The 23,601-nt window shown below is 40.9% G+C and carries 23 protein-coding genes; 18 read left to right on the forward strand and 5 right to left on the reverse strand.

Going from position 1 to position 23,601, the window contains the following annotated elements; all coding sequences use genetic code 11:
* The first annotated feature begins 4 nt into the window (after positions 1–4).
* The 9 genes from I8748_RS12215 (at position 5) to I8748_RS12255 (ending at position 6,749) form a co-directional block, all read left to right on the forward strand.
* Positions 5–607: a Uma2 family endonuclease gene (locus I8748_RS12215; RefSeq protein WP_198124852.1), complete on the forward strand. Its 603-nt coding sequence runs from the start codon at positions 5–7 to the stop codon at positions 605–607.
* A 51-nt stretch (positions 608–658) separates the two neighbouring features.
* Complete coding sequence (locus I8748_RS12220; protein ID WP_198124853.1) at positions 659–1,594, forward strand: branched-chain amino acid ABC transporter permease; 936 nt, start codon at positions 659–661, stop codon at positions 1,592–1,594.
* A gap of 6 nt (positions 1,595–1,600) precedes the next feature.
* Positions 1,601–2,389, forward strand: a complete 789-nt coding sequence (locus tag I8748_RS12225) for an ABC transporter ATP-binding protein (RefSeq protein WP_198124854.1) — start codon at positions 1,601–1,603, stop codon at positions 2,387–2,389.
* 27 nt (positions 2,390–2,416) lie between these two features.
* Positions 2,417–2,656: a type II toxin-antitoxin system HicA family toxin gene (locus tag I8748_RS12230; RefSeq protein ID WP_198124855.1), complete on the forward strand. Its 240-nt coding sequence runs from the start codon at positions 2,417–2,419 to the stop codon at positions 2,654–2,656.
* A gap of 42 nt (positions 2,657–2,698) precedes the next feature.
* Positions 2,699–3,430 (forward strand): ABC transporter ATP-binding protein, encoded by a 732-nt coding sequence (locus I8748_RS12235; RefSeq protein ID WP_198124856.1) that lies wholly within the window; start codon positions 2,699–2,701, stop codon positions 3,428–3,430.
* 8 nt (positions 3,431–3,438) lie between these two features.
* Complete coding sequence (locus I8748_RS12240; RefSeq protein ID WP_198124857.1) at positions 3,439–4,002, forward strand: Uma2 family endonuclease; 564 nt, start codon at positions 3,439–3,441, stop codon at positions 4,000–4,002.
* A gap of 366 nt (positions 4,003–4,368) precedes the next feature.
* On the forward strand, positions 4,369–5,016 hold the full coding sequence (locus I8748_RS12245) for a histidine phosphatase family protein (RefSeq protein ID WP_198124858.1): 648 nt from the start codon (positions 4,369–4,371) through the stop codon (positions 5,014–5,016).
* Between the two features lie 59 nt (positions 5,017–5,075).
* Positions 5,076–6,101 (forward strand): glucokinase, encoded by a 1,026-nt coding sequence (locus tag I8748_RS12250; RefSeq protein WP_198124859.1) that lies wholly within the window; start codon positions 5,076–5,078, stop codon positions 6,099–6,101.
* A 45-nt stretch (positions 6,102–6,146) separates the two neighbouring features.
* Positions 6,147–6,749: a hypothetical protein gene (locus I8748_RS12255; protein WP_198124860.1), complete on the forward strand. Its 603-nt coding sequence runs from the start codon at positions 6,147–6,149 to the stop codon at positions 6,747–6,749.
* A 179-nt stretch (positions 6,750–6,928) separates the two neighbouring features.
* Here I8748_RS12255 and I8748_RS12260 read toward each other — a convergent pair whose 3' ends face one another.
* Entirely contained in the window at positions 6,929–8,167 is a 1,239-nt protein-coding gene (locus I8748_RS12260; RefSeq protein ID WP_214662528.1) for a multidrug effflux MFS transporter, read from the reverse strand.
* A 544-nt stretch (positions 8,168–8,711) separates the two neighbouring features.
* Here I8748_RS12260 and I8748_RS12265 point away from each other — a divergent pair.
* Together I8748_RS12265 and I8748_RS34580 are read left to right on the forward strand one after the other, a co-directional pair.
* The gene (locus tag I8748_RS12265) at positions 8,712–8,936 is read left to right on the forward strand and encodes a hypothetical protein (RefSeq protein ID WP_198124862.1); all 225 of its coding nucleotides are present in this window, start codon (positions 8,712–8,714) and stop codon (positions 8,934–8,936) included.
* Between the two features lie 80 nt (positions 8,937–9,016).
* Positions 9,017–9,166, forward strand: a complete 150-nt coding sequence (locus I8748_RS34580) for a hypothetical protein (protein WP_214662529.1) — start codon at positions 9,017–9,019, stop codon at positions 9,164–9,166.
* 197 nt (positions 9,167–9,363) lie between these two features.
* On the opposite strand, the gene I8748_RS12270 is transcribed toward I8748_RS34580, so the two are convergent.
* A complete protein-coding gene (locus tag I8748_RS12270; protein WP_198124863.1) occupies positions 9,364–9,843 on the reverse strand; it encodes a hypothetical protein in 480 nt (159 codons plus the stop codon).
* 884 nt (positions 9,844–10,727) lie between these two features.
* Here I8748_RS12270 and I8748_RS12275 point away from each other — a divergent pair.
* From I8748_RS12275 to I8748_RS12300, 6 genes are all read left to right on the forward strand, one after another.
* Positions 10,728–13,304 carry a response regulator gene (locus I8748_RS12275; RefSeq protein ID WP_198124864.1) on the forward strand — a complete coding sequence of 859 codons (2,577 nt, stop codon included), beginning with the start codon at positions 10,728–10,730 and terminating at the stop codon, positions 13,302–13,304.
* 144 nt (positions 13,305–13,448) lie between these two features.
* Positions 13,449–17,507 (forward strand): PAS domain S-box protein, encoded by a 4,059-nt coding sequence (locus tag I8748_RS12280; protein WP_198124865.1) that lies wholly within the window; start codon positions 13,449–13,451, stop codon positions 17,505–17,507.
* A 102-nt stretch (positions 17,508–17,609) separates the two neighbouring features.
* Complete coding sequence (locus I8748_RS12285; RefSeq protein WP_198124925.1) at positions 17,610–17,984, forward strand: response regulator; 375 nt, start codon at positions 17,610–17,612, stop codon at positions 17,982–17,984.
* Between the two features lie 203 nt (positions 17,985–18,187).
* Positions 18,188–18,658 carry a hypothetical protein gene (locus I8748_RS12290; protein ID WP_214662530.1) on the forward strand — a complete coding sequence of 157 codons (471 nt, stop codon included), beginning with the start codon at positions 18,188–18,190 and terminating at the stop codon, positions 18,656–18,658.
* Positions 18,655–18,948 carry a Mo-dependent nitrogenase C-terminal domain-containing protein gene (locus I8748_RS12295; protein ID WP_198124866.1) on the forward strand — a complete coding sequence of 98 codons (294 nt, stop codon included), beginning with the start codon at positions 18,655–18,657 and terminating at the stop codon, positions 18,946–18,948. Before I8748_RS12290 ends, I8748_RS12295 begins: the two co-directional genes overlap by 4 nt.
* Before the next feature lie 430 nt (positions 18,949–19,378).
* On the forward strand, positions 19,379–20,020 hold the full coding sequence (locus I8748_RS12300; protein ID WP_198124867.1) for a Uma2 family endonuclease: 642 nt from the start codon (positions 19,379–19,381) through the stop codon (positions 20,018–20,020).
* 99 nt (positions 20,021–20,119) lie between these two features.
* On the opposite strand, the gene I8748_RS12305 is transcribed toward I8748_RS12300, so the two are convergent.
* Entirely contained in the window at positions 20,120–21,382 is a 1,263-nt protein-coding gene (locus I8748_RS12305) for an ABC transporter substrate-binding protein (protein ID WP_225896392.1), read from the reverse strand.
* A 345-nt stretch (positions 21,383–21,727) separates the two neighbouring features.
* Between I8748_RS12305 and I8748_RS12310 the strand changes: the two genes are divergently transcribed.
* Entirely contained in the window at positions 21,728–22,483 is a 756-nt protein-coding gene (locus tag I8748_RS12310) for a YebC/PmpR family DNA-binding transcriptional regulator (protein ID WP_198124869.1), read from the forward strand.
* A gap of 109 nt (positions 22,484–22,592) precedes the next feature.
* Here the strand turns inward: I8748_RS12310 and I8748_RS12315 are convergent, their stop codons facing one another.
* Positions 22,593–22,826, reverse strand: a complete 234-nt coding sequence (locus I8748_RS12315; protein ID WP_198124870.1) for an Rpn family recombination-promoting nuclease/putative transposase — start codon at positions 22,824–22,826, stop codon at positions 22,593–22,595.
* A gap of 16 nt (positions 22,827–22,842) precedes the next feature.
* Positions 22,843–23,601, reverse strand: a 759-nt coding sequence (locus I8748_RS12320) for an Rpn family recombination-promoting nuclease/putative transposase (RefSeq protein ID WP_214662531.1), incomplete at its 5' end; no start/stop codon positions are given.

Here is a 23,601-nt window from a genome sequence, read left to right on the forward strand (position 1 = left end):
GCATATGACAATCACTACAAAACCAAAATTAACCTTTGAACAGTTCTTGGAACAATGTCCAGAAGAAGGTTTCTATGAACTTGTCGATGGAGAAATTGTAGAAGTGCGTTCAACAAGAAATCATGATGATGTTGCCAATTTTATTTTGTTTTCTTTTAATGATGAAATCAGACGACTCAATTTAAATTATGTAGTTAATAACACAGTAGTATTTAGAACTAAAACTGCTCAAGGAATAGAACAAGGACGCAAGCCTGATGTGAGTGTTATAGATAAAGATGTATGGCGCTCAAATCGTTCTGCATACTCTGCACTTGAAGAACCTATTCAATTAGCTGTAGAAGTGACATCAACTAATTGGGAAGATGACTACATTGATAAATTAGATGAATATCAACGCTTAGGTATTACAGAGTATTGGATTGTAGATTACTTAGCAATTGGACTGAGAGATTATTTAGGTAATCCCAAAGTACCCTCTGTATTTGTTTTTCTCTTAGATACTAATGGGAAATACCAGCGTACACAGTTTAGAGGTTCAGAACGGATTGTTTCGCAAACTTTTCCTGAACTAACATTGACATCCGAGCAAATATTAACAGCTTAATAAATAATATAATTAATTATTAGCTGATAAGCTGAAATAAAAAGTTTTGAAATGGCTGAATTTTTCTCTACTTATGGTTCGCTAATTATCTCGATGGTCTTAGGTGCGTTACTAGGACTATCACTTTATTTACCATTAATGACAGGACAGCTATCTTTGGCTAGCCCTGGATTTTATGCTTTAGGTGGTTATATTGCCGCGATTTTATCAACAAAAGTTTTTACATCAAGCACCGATTTATTTCCGTTTCAATACTTGTTAGCAGAAATGATCATTGCTGGTGCAATTTCTGGTTTACTAGGTGTAGCCGTAGGAATTCCAGCATTAAGATTAAGAGGGATTTATTTAGCGATCGCTACTATTGCTTTTGTAGAAGTTTTACGAGTCCTCTCCCTGAACTTGGAAATTACAGGCGGTGCTGTGGGAATTTTTGGTATTCCTCAACCCTTCCAAACACAAATTGAATACTTATGGATTGCTTTACCATTACTAATAGTTACTATGGTATTAATTTACCGTTTGGAACGTATTCGTGTAGGCAGGGCATTTACAGCCATTCGTGAAGATGAATTAGCTGCGGGAGCAATGGGAATTGACCCTACATACTATAAAGTATTAGCATTCACTCTAGGGGCAATTCTTGCCGGAGTTGTAGGTGCAATTAGCGCTCATTTTCTCAATACTTGGAATGCCCGTCAAGGAACTTTCGACGCTAGTATTATCTATTTAACTTTTGTGTTGATTGGCGGTTCGAGAACTTTTTTAGGTTCTGTCATCGGTGGTATGGTATTTACAGCCTTACCAGAAGTTTTACGAGGGCTAGCAGACACAGGCGGTTTACCCACTTGGCTAGCACAATTTTTACGTGATGGGCGATTAATTATTTTTGGCTTACTAATAGTTGTAGGAACAATTTTTTTCCCTCAAGGTTTGGTAACTCCAGATGTTTTTAAAAAAGGTAAAATCAGAGATAGAAAAAGTCAATAATAGAAAATGATCATTAACCCAAAATTTGAAAATAATATTGTTTTAGAGACAAAATTCCTGACTCGCCGATTTGGGGGGTTAGTGGCAGTAAATAATGTATCTTTTGCAGTTAATAAAAATGAAATTTTTGGCCTGATTGGCCCTAACGGTGCTGGTAAAACAACACTTTTTAATTTAATTACAGGATTGATTCCATCTTCTAGCGGAGAGTTACTTTATCAAGGTGCAGAAATATCTCGGCTGCGTCCCCATCAAATAGCAGCTTTAGGCATTGCGCGTACCTTTCAAAATATTCGCTTATTTGGAGAATTATCCGCTTTAGAAAATGTCATCGTCGCTCGACATTTGCACATTAAAAGTAGCATTATCAAAGGAGTTTTAGGATTACCGCCAGCCTCAACAGAAGAAGAAAAAAACAGGCGGAAAGCTTTAGAATTATTGGATTTGATGGGCTTGAGAGAACGCACTGAAGAGAAAGCTAAAAATTTTGCTTACGGCGACCAACGGCGCTTAGAAATTGCCCGCGCTTTAGCTTTAGAACCACAAGTTTTACTTCTCGATGAACCTGCTGCGGGGATGAACCCCAGCGAAAAACAACAACTTAGCGAATTTATCCGTAGTCTCCGCGATCGCTTCAATTTAACTATTATACTAATTGAACATCATGTACCATTGGTCATGGGATTGTGTGATCGCATTGCAGTTTTAGATTTCGGTCAATTGATTGCTTTAGGCGAACCAGCTGTTGTCAAAAATAATCCGGCTGTGATTGAAGCTTATTTAGGCAATGAATAAGCAATGTGAGTTCTTGACTATTGCTTTGTGAAATTGCTGAGAGATTTATCTTATGAAGACCTGATTAAGGCACTTACTAAACTAGGCTACGAAACGACTCGCCAAACTGGTAGCTATATTCACCTAACAACTCAGGAAAATGGAGAACACCACCTGACAATTCCTGCACACGATCCAATTAAAAGAGGAACACTCAATGCTATTCTTCGAGATATTGCCAGTCACTTTGATTTAGAGCGTGAAGACTTACTTAATCGCCTCTTCTAGCAACACACTTTACATCTACTAAATTACGAATTACGAATTAAAATGAACGCTCATGACCAACTAAATTTTACACTATTAGAAATTCGAGAATTAGATGTCAATTATGGTGGAATTAAAGCTCTCAAAAATATCAACTTAAAGATTGATAAAGGTGAGGTAGTGACTTTAATTGGTGCTAATGGTGCTGGTAAAACTACCACACTCCGCGCTATATCTAAAATAGTTAATCCTCAAAGTGGTGATATTATCTACAGTGGACGTAACATTACTCGCCGCCAAACTCATGAACTTGTCAAACTTGGTATCGCCCATTGTCCTGAAGGACGGAGAGTATTAGCGCGGCAAACAGTATATGATAATTTACTATTGGGTGCTTACATTCGCTCCAATCAAGCAGAGATAAAAGCAGATATTCAACGCCAATTTGAGCTATTTCCCAGGTTAGCACAAAGACGTAATCAACTAGCAGGAACCCTCAGCGGTGGCGAACAACAAATGTTAGCGATCGCTCGTGCTTTAATGAGTAAACCACAACTACTACTCTTAGATGAGCCTAGCTTAGGTTTAGCACCTGCGATCGTCCGGGAAATCTTCTCTATTATTGAAAATCTCCGTGCTACAGGCGTTACTATCTTGCTAGTTGAACAAAACGCAAATTTAGCCCTACAAATTGCCGATAGAGGATATGTATTAGAAGCTGGTGCTATTACCTTAACAGGTGCAGCATCAGCATTGATTAGTGATGAACGTGTTAAAAAAGCTTATTTAGGATAATAATTAACATGGTAAAATTACCAACTAAACCCGTAACTTTGGAAGAGTTTTTAAAACTGCCAGAAACCAAGCCAGCAAGTGAATATATCAACGGTCAAATTATTCAAAAACCAATGCCTCAAGGAAAACATAGCAAATTACAAGGTAAGTTAGTCACTGGTATCAATAACGTGGTAGAAAGTCAAAAAATTGCCCTTGCCCTTCCAGAATTGCGGTGTACCTTTGGCGGGCGTTCAATAGTTCCAGATCTCACCGTATTTGCTTGGGAACGAATTCCCTTAGATGAACGAAAAGAGGTGACAAATGTTTTTAAAACACATCCAGACTGGACAATTGAAATTCTTTCGCCTGAACAAAGTCAAACTAAAGTAACTGGAAATATCTTACAGTGTCTCAAACATGGTAGTCGCTTAGGTTGGTTAATTGATCCAGATGAGCGTTCTGTCTTAGTTTATCCACCAAAGCAGCAACCAGAACTTTTTCAAGAGTCACAGGAAATATTACCAGTTCCCGATTTAGTTAGCGGTCTGCAATTGACTGTAGGACAACTATTTGAATGGTTAAAATTGTAGACAATATTATTAATAATTAATTATCATAACAATTGAACTAGTTTTTTCAACAGTACTTAGACATATTTTAAAAGTTATATTGTGAGTGGCAAAAAGTTTTATATCTCCCTAAATACCCTGTTATCAAAATTATGAAAAACTTATCTGAAGTCAAAGCAATTCTCTAGAAGCTTTTCATCGATATTGCTCTAGAAAATTGGCTCAAAAGGCTTTGAGGGAAGTTTTAACACCCCCAAAAACATAAAAATATTACAGATTATTACAAAAATCATTATATATTTATATTTGCAACCCACTTTTTGGGTGTCTATTAGGGTGTCCATCTATGTGTAAATGCGAATTTAATTAGGATAAATATCTAAACCCATGAGTCAAATAGTCTGGATGGCAAGACACGCCAACCGCCTCGATTTCGTCAACCCTGATTGGTTTCTCACCGCAGAACGACGCTATGATCCACCATTATCTGACGATGGCATGGTACAGGCGCAGCAGTTAGCAAAACGCTTGGCAAAAGAAAATATTGCTCATATTTTTGTTTCTCCATTTTTGCGAACTGTACAGACAGCATATGCAGTCGCCCAAGTGCTAGACTTACCCATTAAACTTGAAACAGGCTTGAGCGAATGGTTAAATCCAGATTGGATGACAGAAGAACCAGAAAGACTGTCAATACAAGCATTAGCAGAATTATTCCCCAAAATTGACATTAGCTACACACCACGCATAGCTGCCAAATATCCCGAAACTCGTGAGAAAATGTGGGAACGTTCTGGACAAACAGCCAGATGTCTAGCCGCTGAATTCTTTCCCAAAAATATTTTGTTGGTAGGGCATGGAGCATCCGTGCTTGGTGGGACAATAGGGCTAGTAGGAGAAACTGCAAAAATGGAAGTCAAAGCTTCTCTGTGTTCTCTAGTAAAAGTGGTGCTTCACGGCCCAGAATGGTTACTAGAACTAAAGGGAGACACTTCCCATTTGAGCCAGGTTGAGGAAGTTATTCGATTTGCTTAAATCATTGCTTTCCCCAGGCTGGATATATTGCCCAGAAAAAATAATTAGCGATAAGTATTATGACATTGTTACTTGCAGGTGATATCGGCGGCACAAAAACTATTTTGCGATTGGTTGAAATATCAGATTCATCAAAGTTAAATACTATTTTTGAGGAAACTTACCACAGTGGAGATTTTCCAGATTTAGTACCGATAGTACAGCAGTTTTTGGTTAAAGCTAACACACCAACTCCACAAAAAGCTTGTTTTGCGATCGCTGGCCCTGTTATCAACAATACTGCCAAGCTGACTAATTTAGTCTGGTTCCTAGATAGCGATCGCCTACAAAAAGAATTAAATATTGGTTCTGTCTCGTTGATCAATGACTTTGCCGCCATTGGCTACGGTATTTTCGGTTTAGAACCACAAGATTTGCTGACTTTGCAAGCTGGTAAACTTAAACCTGAAGCACCCGTTGCGATCATTGGTGCTGGTACAGGTTTAGGACAAGGATTTTTAATTAAGCAAGGAAATCATTATCAAGTCTTTCCCTCAGAAGGTGGGCATACAGACTTTGCCCCCCGTAACGAATTAGAGTTTCAGCTATTAAAATACCTATTGGATAAACACCATATCCAACGTGTTTCTGTAGAACGAGTAGTTTCCGGACAGGGGATTGTCGCAATTTACCAATTTTTGCGCGATCGCAAAATAGCCGCCGAATCACCAGAAATCGCTCAAATTGTCAGAACTTGGGAACAAGAAACCGGACAGCCAGAGAAAAGTGTCGATCCTGGTGCTGCTATTGGTAAAGCTGCACTCGAAAAAAGCGATTGCCTCTGTGAACAAACCTTGCAATTATTTATAGATGCTTACGGTGCAGAAGCAGGTAATCTTGCCCTCAAACTTCTACCTTACGGCGGCTTGTATATTGCTGGTGGCATTGCACCTAAAATACTCCCCTTAATTCAAAACAGCAATTTCTTACTCAATTTCACCCAAAAAGGCCGGATGCGTCCCCTCCTCGAAGAAATACCTGTGTATATAATTCTCAATCCTCAAGTAGGGTTAATTGGTGCCGCTTTGTGTGCTGCTAGGTTATAACAACTAGCATCATCAGTAATTGCTGCATCTTAAAAGGCAAGAAATATGACAATTCACCGATTGTTGCCGTTCATCGCCGCCACTTTGATTTGTGGTGGTTCTGTCCTAGTTGAAGCACGTCAACCCAAAGCAAACGTTTCTGGGCACAAAACAACTGCTGTTAAACCAGCACAGCCACAATGGAAGTTATTCACCGCCCCAGATGGGCGTTTTACTATTTTGATGCCAGGAAAGCCCGATAGGAATACTCAATTACAAAAAACCTACATGGGGGAAATCAACTTAGAAACATTCATCGTTCAACCACCAAAGCAGGAAGTAGCTTATATAGTTACTTATAATGATTTTCCTTATAGTTATGGTGAACTAACTAACCCCCAAACAATACTTAACAATGCGCGGGATATGGCTTTAAAGACTACGAAAAGTAATTTAATTAGTCAGCGAAACATTCGTAGTACCAATGGTCATCCTGGCAAAGAAATTGAATATATCAATTCCGGGGGAAAAATCACTAAGAACAGGATGTATGTTGCTGAAGGACGCTTGTATCAAGTAATGGCAATAACTACTAAAAAGCAACATCAGACATTAGCTAAAACCATTACTGGATATTTAAATTCTTTCCAAGTAGTTTTGAAAAAGTAAGATAAAAAACTCCATCCCGTTGTGGATGGAGTTTTTGTGTATGGGGAAGTTATACCAATTCTCCAAAAGCTTTTGGCAAAATCCAAAATCACTTAGGGACTTCCAGAAATTAAATGATTCAATTGATGGAATATTTATTTAGTTGGAAGTCCCTTATTCCTTATAACTCTGCCAAATGCTTAATTTTTCGTTTCACTGTGTAGCATTCCAGCACGAGCAAGACGACGTTCAGCAGGGCGTGCCAGTCCAATATAAGCAATGAGTGAGGTGATTGCAAACATTGCCATCAAGCTGCACATAGCGATCGCAGTACGTCCATCATAAAGGAAGGCAACCAGCCCACTGGCCAACGCACCACACAACATTTGCATAAATCCCACCGTGGCGGCTGCAACTCCAGCAATTTCTGGTAATGGCTGAATAGCACCGTGTATTGCATTTGGCGAGATTATCCCCAAGCAGAAGGTGTTAATTACCAGAAGTGGCATTAGTGTAGTAACTTGTGCAGCACCACTAATTGAGATGATCGCCAGTGCAACTGATGAGATAACAGCAGTCATCAATCCGAAAGTGAGTAACCTTGATGGAGACACACCACGTATACTTAGACGCCCATTTAGGAATGAACCTACCATAATGCCAAAAGCCGTGGATGCGAAAAGCCAACCATAAATTGTAGTTGGCACTTTAAAGACATCAAGCAGCACAAGTGGCGAGCCTGCAACATAAGTAAACATACACCCAAAGCTCAGCGCATTGACGAGGGCGTAGCCAAGACAAATCGGATGACTGAGAACGCGCCCATAATTGTTGATCAGCCGGCGTGGTTTAATCGCATCTTTATCATAGCCAGCTAGCGACTCACTCAGTCCAAGGGCAACAGACAGCAACAGTAACAAGCCTCCAAAAGCCAGTATCCCATAGATACTCCGCCATCCTGCGATCGCTAGTAACCAACTACCAATTGTAGGTGCAATCATTGGTGCTACGCCCATCACAAGATTGACGTAGGAGAGTTGAGCGCGTCCTACCTGACCATCGAATAAATCCCGAACGATCGCTAGTGTCATCACCATACCTGCACCTGCACCTGCACCTTGGATTAACCGCCAAGCAACGAGTGTAATGATTGATGGCGCTAAGGCACAAGCTGCACCTGCTAGCGTGAAGAGTCCACAACCTGTGATTAAAATTGGTCTGCGTCCGTAACGGTCTGAGAGTGGGCCGAAGAACAATTGAGCGATCGCAAAACCAAACATGAATAGGCTCAATGTTAGTCCCACAGCACCAGGCGATGCATTCAGCGATGTGCCAATCTGTGGGAATGCCGGTAGTCCCATATCAATAGATAAAGGTGGCAGCGCAGCCAGCGCTCCAAGGAGTATCGTGAAGTTTAAGGAGTTAGGTTGGATTCGCATTTTTTTAACTTTTTGCACTCACGTTTGAGTAAAGCAGACTTGTTGATTTTTCTGGTCTGGCGTGGGATGTTCTGACTCAGCTCATACTACAAAATTTCCGTTGAGTTTACGTAGTTAATTCAAGGAGGTTGAACCAGAGTGACGTTGGAGCGATCACTTGGCTAAAAAATGTGTTTCTAACCCCATTTTAGGCATATTTTAACTACTATTGCTTATTGAATAAGCCCTTAGGAGCTTTGGGTGTAGGGTGTGGCAGAGCCAGCGCGCGATCGCGCTCTGCCGACTTGTACCGCTAACGCGGAACCCGCAGGGTAGCACGTGGCGTAAGACCCCAAGACTGTACTGCCTCACTGCACTGGCTCCACCCTGCGGGTTCGCCGTTAGGCGTTCTCGTTCGCGTAGCGTCTTTGAAGGAGAAGAGTAGCCGCACCAAGCGTCTACAGCACTCAACACTTTGCTATACCTGTTGGTAGAAGACATGAAAACAAGTATGGTGTTAATTGTTAGACAAAATCCTAGAACTCGTTCTGAAAATTAGCTAAAGATGAATATATTACTTCAATATTATTTTTTGATAGAAGCAATATCAACAGATGTTGATGATCCATTAATTGATTGGCAATCAGAAAATCTCTTAAAAATATTAGTATTTATTTTTATTTTTGGAGTAGCATTTGCCATCAATATTCTTAGTAGTAAAGTAGAACACGCTATTCTATTTGCTTTTGTATGCACTATTATTTCTGTGGCTTTTTTTATAATTAAATAATCATCATACCAATTCTCTTAAATCCAAACACCTTATACCAATCCTCTGTGAAGTTGCACATTATTTTCAGGACTTACGCAGTGAGATTATTTGTTGAGGTGGGGAATAGGGCATTGGGGAGCCAGTGCGATCGTCGCCTTGCGTCGGAAAGCAACTGGCGTCATTGGGCATTGGGGGATTTCCCACGTCAGTCTGCTCACGTCGGCAAAGATGGAAATAGTATTAGTTAATTCTGATAGTTTTTATTCGTTGATTGTTGAACTAATTATGGTTTAGCTAATAAACTACCCCAAGCTGGCTTTGCCTGAGCTTGGGGTAATTATTCATATTCAGTAAGGCTAATTTTTTCTTGTTATCTACTGACTAATCTCCTAGAATAAAGGCTTGACACTTTGAATTTGAGTAATTACTCAATTATCCAAAGCGACTAAAAATTTTGAGGAGGTAATGGTGTTCCTTGAGTTTTGGGAACATTGACTACTTTTAAAGCTTTAGCAATTGCAATGATGTCTGTATCTAACCGTCGAGCTTTCTGATTTCCAGGACAGCTAACATCTGGAGACTGCTGACCACCCAGACTAATTGTAGTGGTTGTACCAAAAGAAGTAGATTTCACACAACCTTGTTCAACAGGCAAACTTGATAATGGTTCAGCTACTTTGAGATCATGAAAAAATGTTTTAGTTAATTTTTTAGGCAGTTGACCATGCCCAGAACCATTACCATCTACATAATTAGCTTCTCCTGTAGGTGTGACATAGATGCGGTAGCCAATAGTATTTGTTGATCCACTGTTAACAATGACAGCAACATTGTTGGGTACTAAGGCTATTGCTGATTGAGCAGCACCAACCAAAAATGATATACTTACTAACCCGATTAAGTTTCTGTAAAAAAACTGGCTCACTTGAATAAACTCCTCAATTTAGTGGTGGGTTTTGTTAATCCATCTGTTGCAATCATTTTTCAAATTGGTATAACTCCTGAGTTCTGTTTTTTAACAAAACATGAGTATAGAGGGTAACAAGACCTATTTACAGGTTTATAGACTGGATATTGACTGTAAAGTTTTGGCAATTTTATGACAGTTCTGTGTCAAATATTTGACAGAATTCAGGACACTAATGCAATCAGCGTCACTCCCGAATTACTAACATACAGATTTGTCACACTTAGGACAATCTTAGTTTCGAGCGGGGAGGCGATCGCGCTGTGAGCATGGGAGAGAATTTGTGTCACCGCTTAATGTTGTTGAGTAAGATCAGACCGAACGCTTTAGCGAAGCAAAGCGGTACGCACGTTGCTTATCTATACTGACTGAAGTCTGATAGTAAGTTGCGGTTTGACGTAGTACAATTTCTTCTCCCTACTCCTCTGCTCCCCTGGCCTAAAGCTACTATCTTTGAATGCAACTTGGTATCAGTTGCTCTGTTCCTATGGAGTGTGGAAAATTTGGTATTTTTCCCAAACTCCGTTCTTGCTCATCGCAGACATAATCTCTTGTCGCTCTACACTTGGGTATGCCAATGAGAATCGAAAAGTTAACAACTATCAAAAGATAGAATTATAAATACACCAAAATAAGGATGTGTTTTAAGTCCTTGGATAGTTTACAAAGTTTGTATCTTTAATGGCAGTCACTCATTCATAAATGTAGAAATATTGACATTTACAAAGGTAAGTAAAATAACAACTTGATTTAGGTTAGGCTTGATTTAGCAGTTTCAAAAATCGTTTGATTACATTTTTATTTGTTAGCAAATAATTAGTAGTTTGCGGTTATGAGCCGCCATGAGAATTCTATTAGTTGAAGATGATGAAGTTATTGTTCAATTACTTACCAAATCCTTGCTCAAGCAGCATTATGCTCTTGATGTTGCCAAGGATGGACAAGAAGGTTGGGATTTGGCAGAGTTATTTACATATGACTTGATTTTGCTAGATGTTTTACTACCCAAGCTCGATGGAATTAGCTTCTGTAAACGGTTGCGAGCAAAAGGCAATCAAACACCCGTTATTTTATTAACGGCTCAAAATACCAGTACCAATAAGGTGATAGGCTTAGATGCTGGTGCTGATGATTATGTTGCCAAACCTTTTGATCCTCAAGAATTGTTAGCCCGGATTCGTGCTTTATTACGTCGGGGTAGTGTGACTTTGCCGCCTTTGTTGGAGTGGAAAAACCTACAACTAGACCCCAGCACTTGTGAAGTTACCTGTGATGGGAAACTTCTACATTTAACTCCTAAAGAATATGGTCTGCTTGAGTTGTTTCTTCGCAACAGTCAGCGAATATTTAGCTGTAGTGCGTTAATAGACCATCTGTGGTCTTTTGAAGAACCACCAACAGACTATACAGTCAGATCTCACATGAAAGGGTTGAGACAAAAACTGAAAGGGGTGGGAGTTGCAGATGATCCCATTGAGACAGTTTATGGTATCGGATATAAACTCAAGCCAGCAGAAACAGAAGAGGCACACAAGGGAAGCTCAGAGTCTGCAATTAGTAGGGATAATGGACGGCGAGGACGCAAACAACAACCCCAGTTTCAAGTTACGCCCCAAAATTATGCCAATGCTGACAATGGCAGAAACTCTCTCAAGATACTAACAATCAATTCACCCAACTTGGGAGAAACCCTTACACAAGACTTTTCTCGGCAAGGCAGTGACGGCAAAATCCACAATCAGGTAGTAACGGGAGTGGCTCAAGTTTGGGAAAAGGCAGCACCGCAATTGGAAGAGCGAATTGCTGTGATTGAGCAAGCGTCTGCCATGTTGTTACAGGGTAAACTCACTCAGGAAATGCGCTCAAAAGCCAAGTCACAGGCGCATAAACTGGTTGGTTCTTTGGGGATGTTTGGATCTGATGAAGGTTCTCGTCTAGCTCAAGAGATAGAAACTCTTTTGGAAGTTGACACTCTGCTAAAGCCAGCTAAATGTCAATATATCTCCCAATTGGTTGCAAAATTGCGCCAAGAACTGCAACTTTTGAACTCTGAGTATCAGCCAGAACTGCTATCAAATAATCAATTGGTGGATGAACGTCCTTTACTGTTAATTGTCAACCAGGATCAGGAATTAGCCGAGACCTTGGCAAGACAGACAAGTAGTTGGGGGTTACGAGTGCGCGCAGCACACACTGAGCGATCGCCTGTCTCAGATAAAATCACAGCTAGAGAGTTGATTGCCCAAGATTCTCCTGATATTGTGCTGCTTGACCTTGGTGCTAGCGATACCCAAGAAGACACTCTAGCTTTACTAGCAGAACTTAACGCCCGTAAGTTACCTATACCAGTTATAGTTCTCACCGACAAAGACAGTTTACTCGACCGGGTAAAAGTCGCGCGTTTGGGTGCAAGCGGTTTCTTACAAAAACCTGTGTCTCTCAACCAAGTGTTGGCAACAGTGAATCAAATTCTACAGCGTACTCGTTCTACAGAAGCAACAGTCATGATTGTAGATGATGATCCCCAGATATTGGCTGCTCTGCAAACTTTACTTGTACCTTGGGGACTGAAGGTTTACACACTAGAGAACCCCCTCCGGTTTTTGGAAGCTATGGTAGCAACTGAGCCAGATTTGCTGATTTTAGATGTAGAAATGCCAGAAGTAAGTGGTATAGAATTATGCCAAGTTGCTCGCAATGATCCCCGTTGGAGCGGAGTGCCTATCTTATTTATTACCGCTCACAGCGATACTGTAACCAGGCAGCAGGTATTTCTAGCTGGTGCTGACGACTACATTAGCAAACCGATTGTCGAACCAGAACTGATTACCCGTATATTTAATCGCCTAGAGCGATCGCGCTGGTTACGAAATTTAACAGAAATCGACGCTCTCACATTGGTTGCCAATCGCCGCAAGTCCACCCAAGAGATCAATCGATACCTCCAGTGGAGTGATCAGCACCAACAGCCATTCTGCTTCGCTATTTTAGAACTAGACCAACTCAAAGAAATTAACCATAAATACGGTCATGAAGTTGGCGATCGCATCCTGTCCCGACTGGGAGAACTGTTAAGGCAGAGATTCCACAGCCAGGATATCGTCGGACGCTGGGGAGGCACAGAATTTGTAGTTGGAATGGCAGGAATGACAAAAACTGATGGAGTGCGACGACTGGCAGAAATTCTCGAAAGTTGGCAACAAATTGAGTTTACATCTGCCAACGGCAAGAGCTTTCACGCCACTTTCAGTACAGCAGTAGTTGCATATCCTGAAGATGGAGCTAATCTCCAAGCACTCTACCAAGCTGCTGATGCAATTCTGGAACAGGTAAAAGTGAATAGGGAATGGGGAACTCAGGGCCCCCACTCCCTGCGGTCGTGGGGATTAGGGGCAATGGGGAACAGGGAACAGGCTTGAAAGTCTTTTGCTGTCCGTATTTTATTTAATCATGGTTTACTAATCTATCTGGTGATCGCTATATTTTTAGCGCCCACCTGCTGACAGCTAAAACCATATCATTATCTCCCTGCTCCCCTGCCTTTGATAGTCAATGGAGGCTATATGTCAGAATTATTACACTCCTTCTTCACCTCCAGCCCCTTTATTCCTCACGGGCATTGCTATCTCTGGAATCCTAGTTTGGTGTGGTTACATTTGTTGTCTGATGCTCTAATTAGCCTGTCATATTATTCGATTCCTGTAACATTGCTCTATTTCGTCCACAAGCGCCAAGATGTTCCTTTCAAAAGTCTGTTTCTCTTGTTTGGGGCTTTTATAGTTGCTTGTGCTACGACTCATGTCATGGCAATTTGGACACTTTGGTATCCAACGTACTGGTTATCTGGTGCTGTCAAAGCTCTGACGGCAATAGTATCAGTTTACACATCATTAGTATTAATAGAATTACTGCCTAAAGCACTAGAAATTCCTAGTACAGTCCAGTTAAAAACAGCCAACCAAAAACTGCAACAGGAAATCATTGAACGCCAAAGGGTGGAAGATGCACTACACAACAGCGAAAGGCGATTCCGAGCTATCTTTGACCAGACTTTCCAATTTATGGGGCTGCTACATCCAGATGGCACACTTTTAGAAGCCAATCAAACCGCCCTCAAATTTGGGGGACTGATGTATGCAGATGTCATTAATCGCCCATTTTGGGAAACAGAATGGTGGACAATTGGGGAAGCTACCCAAAATCGCTTAAAAGCAGCGATCGCTCAAGCCGCATCTGGTCAATTTTTTCGTGCCGAATTTGATATCCGGGGTGCGGAAAATACACAAACAACGGTAGACTTTTCTCTTAAACCTGTATTTGATGATGCAGAAGAAGTAGTGCTACTGATTGCTGAAAGTCGTGACATTCGCGAACGCAAACAAACAGAGGCAGCATTACGTCGAGCGCATGCTGAGTTAGAAATCCGAGTTCAAGAACGCACGGCAGAGCTATTAGAATTAAATCAAGCATTGCAGCTTGAAGTTGCCGAACGCCAACGGGTAGAGGCAAAACTCAGAAATACAACCACACTGCAACGTGCGATTTTAGATAGTGCCAACTACACGATTATTTCCACCACATCAGACGGTATTATCCAGACTTTTAATGCAGCAGCCCAAAGATGGCTAGGATATGCCGTGCAAGAGGTTGTTGGAAAAGTAACTCCGGCAATCATCCATGACTGGGATGAAATTGTAAAAGTAGCGCAAGAAGTTTCTGAAGAACTGGGTGTAACAATTGAGCCTGGGTTTGAAGTATTTGTGGCTCAGGCGCGGCGTGGGCAGATTGACGAGCGTGAATGGTCTTATATCCGCAAAGACGGTTCGCGCTTCCCGGTGCTGCTGTCGGTAACGGCTCTACGTGATACGGAAAACAATATTACAGGTTTTCTCGGTATTGGCAGCGATATCAGCAAACGTAAAGCAACTGAGGAAGCTTTACGCCGCAGTGAGCATCGGTATGCTTCTTTAGTACAAGCCGCACCAGTCGGGATTTTCCGTAGTGATGCCTCTGGACGCTGCATCTTTATCAACGAGCAAGGGTGCGAGATTATCGGCTCTAGTAGAGAAGAGATACTTGGTGAAGGCTGGATACAATTTTTGCATCCTGAAGACCGCGATCGCGTTCTGACGGAATGGTATCAAACTGTACAACAAAACTTGCCTTTTAGATCGGAGTATCGTTTTTGTTGTCACGATGGCAAAAGCACTTGGGTAATATCTCAAGCAGTAACGGAGATAGAAAGTACAGGAGAAGTTACAGGCTACATTGGTACAATCACGGATATTAGCGATCGCAAACGAGCAGAGGAAGAACTACAGAAACAAGCATTTCTCCTTGACTTAACTCACGATACCATCATCGCTCTCGGGCCAAAAAGTAGGATTGAATTTTGGAATCGCGGTGCAGAAGAGATGTACGGCTGGACGAAAGCAGAAGCGATCGGTCAAATTTCTCATACACTTTTGCAAACCAAATTTCCCCAGCCACTGGCACAAATCGAAGCGGAACTTTTGCAAAATGGGCGGTGGGAAGGTGAACTTATACACACTAAACGTGATGGTACACCCGTTGTAGCTGCCAGCCGTTGGGCATTACAGCGCGACGAGCAAGGCAGACCTGAGAGAACTCTGGAGATTAATAATGATATTACCAAGCGCAAGCAAGCTGAAGAAGAACTACGCCATTTGAGTAAGGCACTGGAAAGCGCAGTAGAAGGCATCTCACAGTTAGATACGCAAGGACGTTATATTAAAGTCAATCCGGCTTATGCCAACGCCGTGGGTTATCAGCCAGAAGAAATAATTGGTATGGATTGGCAGGTAACAGTCCATCCAGAAGACTTAGAAAGACTCAAGGCAGCCTATGAACAAATGCTTATTCATGGCAAGGCAGAAGCAGAAGGTAGGGCAATACGAAAAGACAAATCGGTTTTTGATAAGCAAATAGTAATGGTCAAAGCCTATGACCAACAACAGCAATTCATCGGCCATTATTGCTTCATGAAGGATATTAGCGATCGCCGAGAAGTCGAACGTCTCAAGGATGAATTTGTCTCGGTAGTCAGTCATGAATTGCGAACACCCCTAACTTCCATTGCTGGTGCTTTAGATTTGCTGGCCAGTGGAGTTTTGCAAACTACGCCTGAAGATGCTCAACGGATGTTAAATATTGCTGCTAGTAATACGGATCGGCTAGTGCGTTTAATCAACGACATCTTAGATATCGAACGCATCGCATCGGGCAAAGTAGAAATGAACCAACAAACCTGCAATGTTGCCGACTTGATGATTGATTCAGTAGAAGTCATGGAGGAAATGGCAACCCAAGCAGGGGTGAAATTATCGGTTTCTCCTCTGTCAGCGCAAATTTGGGCTGACCCAGATCGTATAATCCAGGTGTTCACAAACTTAATCAGTAATGCGATTAAATTTTCGCCTCCAGATTCTACGGTTTGGTTGAGTGCTGAGTTAGTAACTGGGGAAGAGAATCAAAAAGCAATATCTCCAACCCTGCAAGCAGCTGATCTTACATTTCCCTACATTCTGTTCCAAGTTAAAGACCAAGGTCGGGGTATTCCAGCTGAAAAACTAGAATCAATCTTTGAGCGTTTTGGACAAGTTGATGCTTCGGACTCGCGCCAAAAAGGAGGAACAGGTTTAGGTTTAGCTATTTGTCGCACAATCTTGCAGCATCATGATGGATACATCTGGGTGGAAAGTAGTTTAGGAGAAGGTAGCACTTTCTTCTTTACTTTGCCAATCATCAAAGAAGCAGACACGGGGACATCTTCACTTTCCGCATCCTCAACGATTTGGGAAGCTGACACTACATCTCCCCATCTTCCCATCGCCCCATCTTCCCATCCCCCTGTCGTACTAGCGTGCGACGATGACCCCAGTATTCGAGATGTATTACAAACTATGCTAGAACGCCAAGGCTATCGAGTCATGGCAGTAGCATCAGGGCAAGAAGCAGTAGAACAAGCAACGTTACACCATCCTGATGCAATTATCCTTAATCTCATGATGCCTGGTATGGATGGTTGGGAAACCCTTGCTGTTCTAAAACAGCAGCCAGAAACCCAGAATATTCCAGTCATTATATTGAGTGGATTGTTACCTGATGCCAATAAAGGTTTTCCAAATAATATTAGTGACTGGATTGTCAAACCGCCAAATTTTCAGTTATTGTGCCAAGCGCTGGAAAAAGCTACTGCCAAACAAAATCAATCTATCAAGGTGCTAGTTATAGAAGACGATTTAGATTTGGCACAGGTACTGATTGCCATGTTTAATCGCTACGGCGTTACTAGCTTTTATGCCCAAACAGGACGGGAAGCTATACAAATCAGCCAGCAAATCATCCCTGACTTGTTGGTACTGGATCTAGGATTGCCAGAATACGATGGTTTTGCGGTGGTGGATTGGCTACGACAATATCAGCGTTTGTGCCAAGTACCGTTAGTTGTGTATACAGCACGTGATTTAGATGAAAGCGATCGCCAACGGCTAAAGTTAGGACAAACACTATTCTTCACCAAAGGACGTATTACTGCACAGGAATTTGAAAAACGAGTAATTAACTTGCTCAATCGCATGATTTCCAGCCACGATCGGTGATTACGAGTTATGGCGATCGGCAATCAACTAGTACATCATGATTACATAAAATACAGATACCAAACAACTTTCAAGCCTATTCCCTATTCCCTATTTGTAGATATGACTCAGAAACGCATTCTCATCGTCGATGATGAATATGATATTCGAGCCGTGGCTGAACTCTCCTTGAAAGCAGTGGGTGCTTGGCAAGTCTCAACGGCGGCTTCAGGTAGTGAGGGAGTGGCTAAGGCGATCGCTGAACAACCAGATGTTATCCTTCTAGATGTCATGATGCCTGATATGGATGGAATCGCTACTTTTCATGCATTACAAGCGAATCCTGCCACAAAATCCATTCCCGTTATTTTGCTGACCGCAAAGGCACAAGCCGCTGAACAACGGCGCTTTGCTGAACTAGGAGTGCAAGCAATTATCACCAAGCCTTTCAAAGCCATGAAATTACCAACACAAATTGCAGCAGCCCTAAATTGGTAGACTTAAAAAATTTTTCTAACTTTTTCTCATCTCCACAATTTCTGCATTTTTCAGTTTTACAGTTAAAAGCAACTAGGAAAATACCTAATCGATAACACCTTTGCCTGGGGTAGAGTACAAACTCACCTCTACCCTACTTTCTTTTCATTAATAAAAAGGGAATTTGGCTAGCTCAGTTATTAATCAAGTAATTGATTTAATAGTTGCTATTTAACGTAAGTGGTGAATATCAAGTGGAAGATTTAGAAAGATTTTATTCTGACCTGAAAAGATTTACATATATCCTCAAATTTCACGATAAAAATGTTGCAGAATCTTGGATAAAACAGCTACATGCTCATCTGAAACCAGAATATATAGAATCTTGTTTGATAGCAGCTATCTTTGAGTTATCTATTACAGATGTCGATACATTCCATTGGGTTTTAGATAATTTATCTCATTGGGATACATACACTCATCTCCTCCAAGAAGTGACTAAATTCGTTGTCCAAAAACTGATTAAAGAAGGATTTATTCCTGGTCAAGATTTTAGTGCTACTTCTGAAGGAAAAATCCTAATTCATGAAAATGCAAGAAAAGTAATCATCTCAGATATTTCTCAATCTGACAATCTGTTAATTAAAAAAATTTTGCTAACCTCTCCTGAAATTCATTTCCTAACAATATCATGACTACCAATACATTAACTCCCATTTCTTTTGTCAATATTTTACTACAGCCTATCCGTCAATGGCTGGAATCTTTAAAAATCGAAAATTACCGATTAGCGCGATGGCTCTGCACGATTATCCCAGCAAGTTGTCCTTTTGAACGAGAAATTAAATTCTGCCATCGAACTATTATTTATATTCCCCCTCTGTGTAAGCTAAATCCTTTTTATGAACAGTTAGTCGAACTACGTTTCAAAGCTTTAACTTATTTAGCAGAGAAGTGTAATGAAGATGTGACTATTTATTGCTAAGAGACCAATACGGTTCAGTTAGAGTAAAGACTCTTTGTTAAAGTCAATTTTTCTAACGTAGACGCGTAGCGGTGAAGCAATACGATATTGGGGTTTCCCCAAGTGTTTGAAACAACTAGTGGTTTGGCAACCCAATTTTAACGGGTGAAGGCGGGGAGTAGGTAGTGGAGAAAGGGTTTTTTCTATTTCTGACATTTACCTATTCCCAGCAAAGATGACTGGCCAGAGTACTAGTATTTTTCACGTCAACTTTGCTTATTAAACCAAGTTTTAGAATCTCTCTGCCTTAAAGCTAATGTCAATAATCCTGTATCAAACAAAACTTTTGACTTCAGGCGACTGACAACAGAAAGTGCGATCGCTATTCGGGTCAAATGAACAAGTCAAATGAAACTTGATAAGATTATTGTTAAAGTTTCACTTCAGCATTATGAGCGAAATACAAACACAACTACCAACGGATACCTGGGTAGCAGTTACTTGGGATGAATATATCCAAGTAATTGAAAATCCTGCATATGAAAAAGCTAAGGGTTACTACCACAATAAACAGATGAGAATTGAAATGCCACCAGTTGGTCACGACCACGCCTGCGACAACACAATTATTGCTTTTGCTGTTAACCTTTTTTGTACAATTAAGGGCATCCTCATAAAAGGCTTAACTAACTGTAACTACAGGAAAGCAGGAGTTCGAGAAGCTCAACCTGATGTGTCTTACTACATTGGCGAAAATGCTGATGTTATTCCTTATGGAACTTCTATTATTAATTTAGATATCTATCCACCGCCAAGTTTAGTAATTGAAATTGCTAATAGTTCACTTGCTGATGATAAGGGTGAAAAGCGACTTTTGTATGAAGATTTAGGTGTGGCTGAATATTGGATTGTCGATGTTCAAAATGTGCAAGTTATCGCTTTTGCTGTAGAAAATGGTGGTAGTCGCAGGATTAATCAATCTCTGGTGTTGCCTGGATTAGCGATTTCTTTACTCGATGAAGCTTTGCGGCAAAGTCGTCAAATGAATCAAAGCCAAGTTGGGAGTTGGTTGTTAAGTGAGTTTCAAAAGTAGGCTTTGCTGAATGTATAATTAAAGGCTCACGCAAAGGCGCAAAGGCAAGGCAGCGCGTTGCGGGGGTTACCCCCGTTATAGCGACTGCTGCACAAAGGATTATTTGAAGATTATATCTAAGCGTTTTTGGGCGGTTGTAAGGGCTTCTATTGGGGAATTTTTACCTAATAAGACAGATTCTATTGCTCTACCTAAACTGTCTGATATGCGATTATAACCAGGAAAGATGGGACGCGATCGCCCATATTTTGCTTGGTCTAAAAAAACTTTAACTTGTGGTAGTTTTTGCACAAATTCTTGATATTTTGCACTTTGGCGAGATTTTAAGTTGATGGGTAAGTAGCCAGTCGAGATTGCTAATTCTGTTTGAAATTCTTCACTCATGGCATATTCGGCAAATTTGAAAGCGGCTTGTTGACGTTCTGGTGTGGTTTTGAATAAAAAGAGATTTTCACCACCGATAACAGTAGCCGGACGTTTGTTAATAGGAATCGGAAAAACACCAAAATCTACGCCAGTAGCTTGTAATTCTCCTAATGTCCAAGGGCCGTTTAGTTGCATCGCAACTCTACCATTTAGAAATGCTTCTGTTTCATAACCCCGTTCTGGGCCGGATAACATAGCAGAACCGTCTTGAATTAAGTTATACCAGTATTGCAAAGCTGCGATCGCTCCTTGGTTATCTTTGAGGATCACTCCAGCTGGATTTTGTGAATCTCCACTAATTAACTCGCCGTTGCTACTCCACATAAATGGCAACCAAGTAAACACAGTAAATTCTCCCTTCCCCAAAGGCAGAAACATACCATATTGATCTATTTGTTTATCGCCATTACTATCCTTAGTTAATTTCTTTGCAACTTCTTGGAACTCTTGCCAAGTCCTGGGTAATTCAGTAATTCCGGCTGCTTTGAACAAACTCGGACGGTAAAAAATACCGACGTTATTTGTTGCAAAAGGTACTGACCAAATCTTGCCTTTGTATTCCATCGATGCATACAAAGTAGGGTCAATTTCGGCTTTAACTGGAGAATTTTCCAGCATTTCATCTAAAGTAATCAAAGCATCAAGTTCTATCAATTGCCCTGTGATCGTCGGGTTATACCACAATATATCCGGTGGTGCATCTCCTACCACTGCTGCCAAAATTTTGGGCATTTGCTGATCTTGTTGCCCAACATAGAGGGACTCTACCTCAATATCTGGGTGGGTGCGATTAAATTTATCCACCAGTTTTTGTAACACATCCCGATTTGGTGGTGGATTTACTCCTTGCCATAGAGTTAGATGAATTACTGGACTTTTATTTACTTTAGATTGATTAGCATTACATCCACCAAAAGTTAATATGCCCAGCAGCATTAACAGTAAGCAACCGCTAAAGTAGTGTTTTACTTTCTTTCTTGTTCTTCTGGAATTGTGGGGCGCGAAAAAAAGCCGCACAAAACAGCGATGAATAAAATTAATCAATTTGCGAATGGGGCATGGGGCATGGGGCATGGGGAAAAGAGAATGGTGAATATTGTATTTTATGTTTGATTATGCCTACTATCTGACGACGGTATTTAGTTTATCAAATTAATTCTTCCCCAATTCCCAATTCCCAATTCCCAATGCCCAATGCCCTATTCCCAATTTTACCGAGAGCATGTCACCAACAGCTATGTATATCCTAATCTGGGAATAGAGCGTTAAAAATGTGAGATTATGGCAGGACATAGTAAATGGGCAAATATTAAGCGCCAGAAAGCGGTAGTAGATGCAAAAAAAAGCAAAACCTTTACTCAGTTGTCACGGGCGATTATTGTTGCTGCTAGAAGTGGTATACCAGATCCAGCAGGCAATTTTCAACTGCGTACCGCAATTGATAAAGCCAAGGCTGCGGGTATCCCCAATGATAATATTGAACGAGCGATCGCTAAAGGTGCAGGTACTTTTAGCGATAGTGCCAATTTTGAAGCCATTCGCTACGAAGGTTATGGCCCCGGTGGTGTAGCGATTTTAATTGAAGCCCTCACAGATAATCGCAATCGCACTGCTGCTGACTTGCGTGTAGCATTTAGTAAAAATGGTGGTAATCTCGGTGAAACAGGTTGCGTTAGCTGGATGTTTGCACAAAAGGGTGTGTGTGTTGTCGAGGGTGTGGTTGATGAAGAGCAAATTTTAGAAGCATCTTTAGAAGGCGGCGCTGAATCTTACGAAATGACTGAAGATGAGATAGCTGAGGTGTTTACTGACGTAGCAAATTTAGAAAACCTCAACCAAACCCTCAAAGATAAAGGCTTGCAAGTAACTGATGCAGAATTGCGCTGGATTCCTAGTAATAGTGTAGAAGTTACAGATCCAGAACAGGCGCGATCGCTGTTTAAATTAATTGATACTCTAGAAGGCTTAGATGATGTGCAAAATGTCACATCTAACTTTGAAATGGCAGAAAATCTGATGGCTTTGAGTATTGTTTAGCACAGTGCGTTCGTTGTAGGGAGGAGTTTTGCAATCTTAGGGAACTCCAAAAAATAAATTATGCCAATTTTTCTATGCAACAAAGCCCTGAGATTCTTCTCCCCCTGCTTCAAGTACGATGTGATGTTTCTTGTTTTAGAAGTCCTTTTTCTGCGGCTTGTCGTACCACATCAATTTCTAATTCCAAAGCCTCAGCGATTTGTTCCACATTCAACCCCAATTTTAACAAGCGAGGAATCGCTTCTAACTTACCTTCTTCAAAAGCTTCTTGATAAAATCTTGTGTGTCTGATCAGGTGTGACCAAGACATAGTTTCCACATCCTCGCGGCTAAATCTGGTCAATTTGTCAATTCCTGTTTTAAGAAGATTGTTTTTCTGCGGCTTGTCGTACCACATCAATTTCTAATTTCAAAGCCTTAGCGATTTGTTCCAGACTCAACCCCAACTTTAAAAACTCAGGAATCGCTTCAAGTTTACCTTCAAGCTTACCTTCTTCTCTAGCTTCTTGAAAAACCCTTGTATTTCTGATGGCATCCAAACCTAACATAGCTTCTACTTCCTCGCGGCTAAGTCTAGGAAATTTGTAAATAACTACAGTCTCTATAAATTCTATAATTTCTTGCTGGGTAAGTGCATCTGTAAACTGGTATTTGGCTTGCTCAATTAGCTGTCTAGCTTTTATGGATGCTGTATTTTCGCTTTCCACAATTAGCTGCACAATCCCAACACCAATGGAAGTCTCTGCAACTTCCCCTAATTCATTTAAATATACACGTTGTACTAAAGGACTATTCAGTAACAAACGATACGGTCTAGGTTCATTTGGTTCCAAACTCCGCCTGGGAAATATCACAACTGCACGCCAGTCGTTTATCGGTTGATATTGAAATAAATAAAGAAATATTTCTGCAAAGACACGTTGATAGAAAGCTTCGTCTTTCTGAAACTGCACTTCCAGAAAGTAAATTGATTGGTTGGGGTTATCGGTTAACGGTAAAAATACCCCATCGAGGCGAAACGCTTGTTGTTTCAGTTCAATAGAGGTGAATTGATAACTGTTAGCATCAGTTTCAGGTTGACCAATTAATTCAAAAAAAATGTTGGGGAAAGTTTGGAA

Origin of the sequence: Amazonocrinis nigriterrae CENA67 (assembly GCF_016056305.1) — a bacterium.
Classification (GTDB): domain Bacteria; phylum Cyanobacteriota; class Cyanobacteriia; order Cyanobacteriales; family Nostocaceae; genus Amazonocrinis; species Amazonocrinis nigriterrae.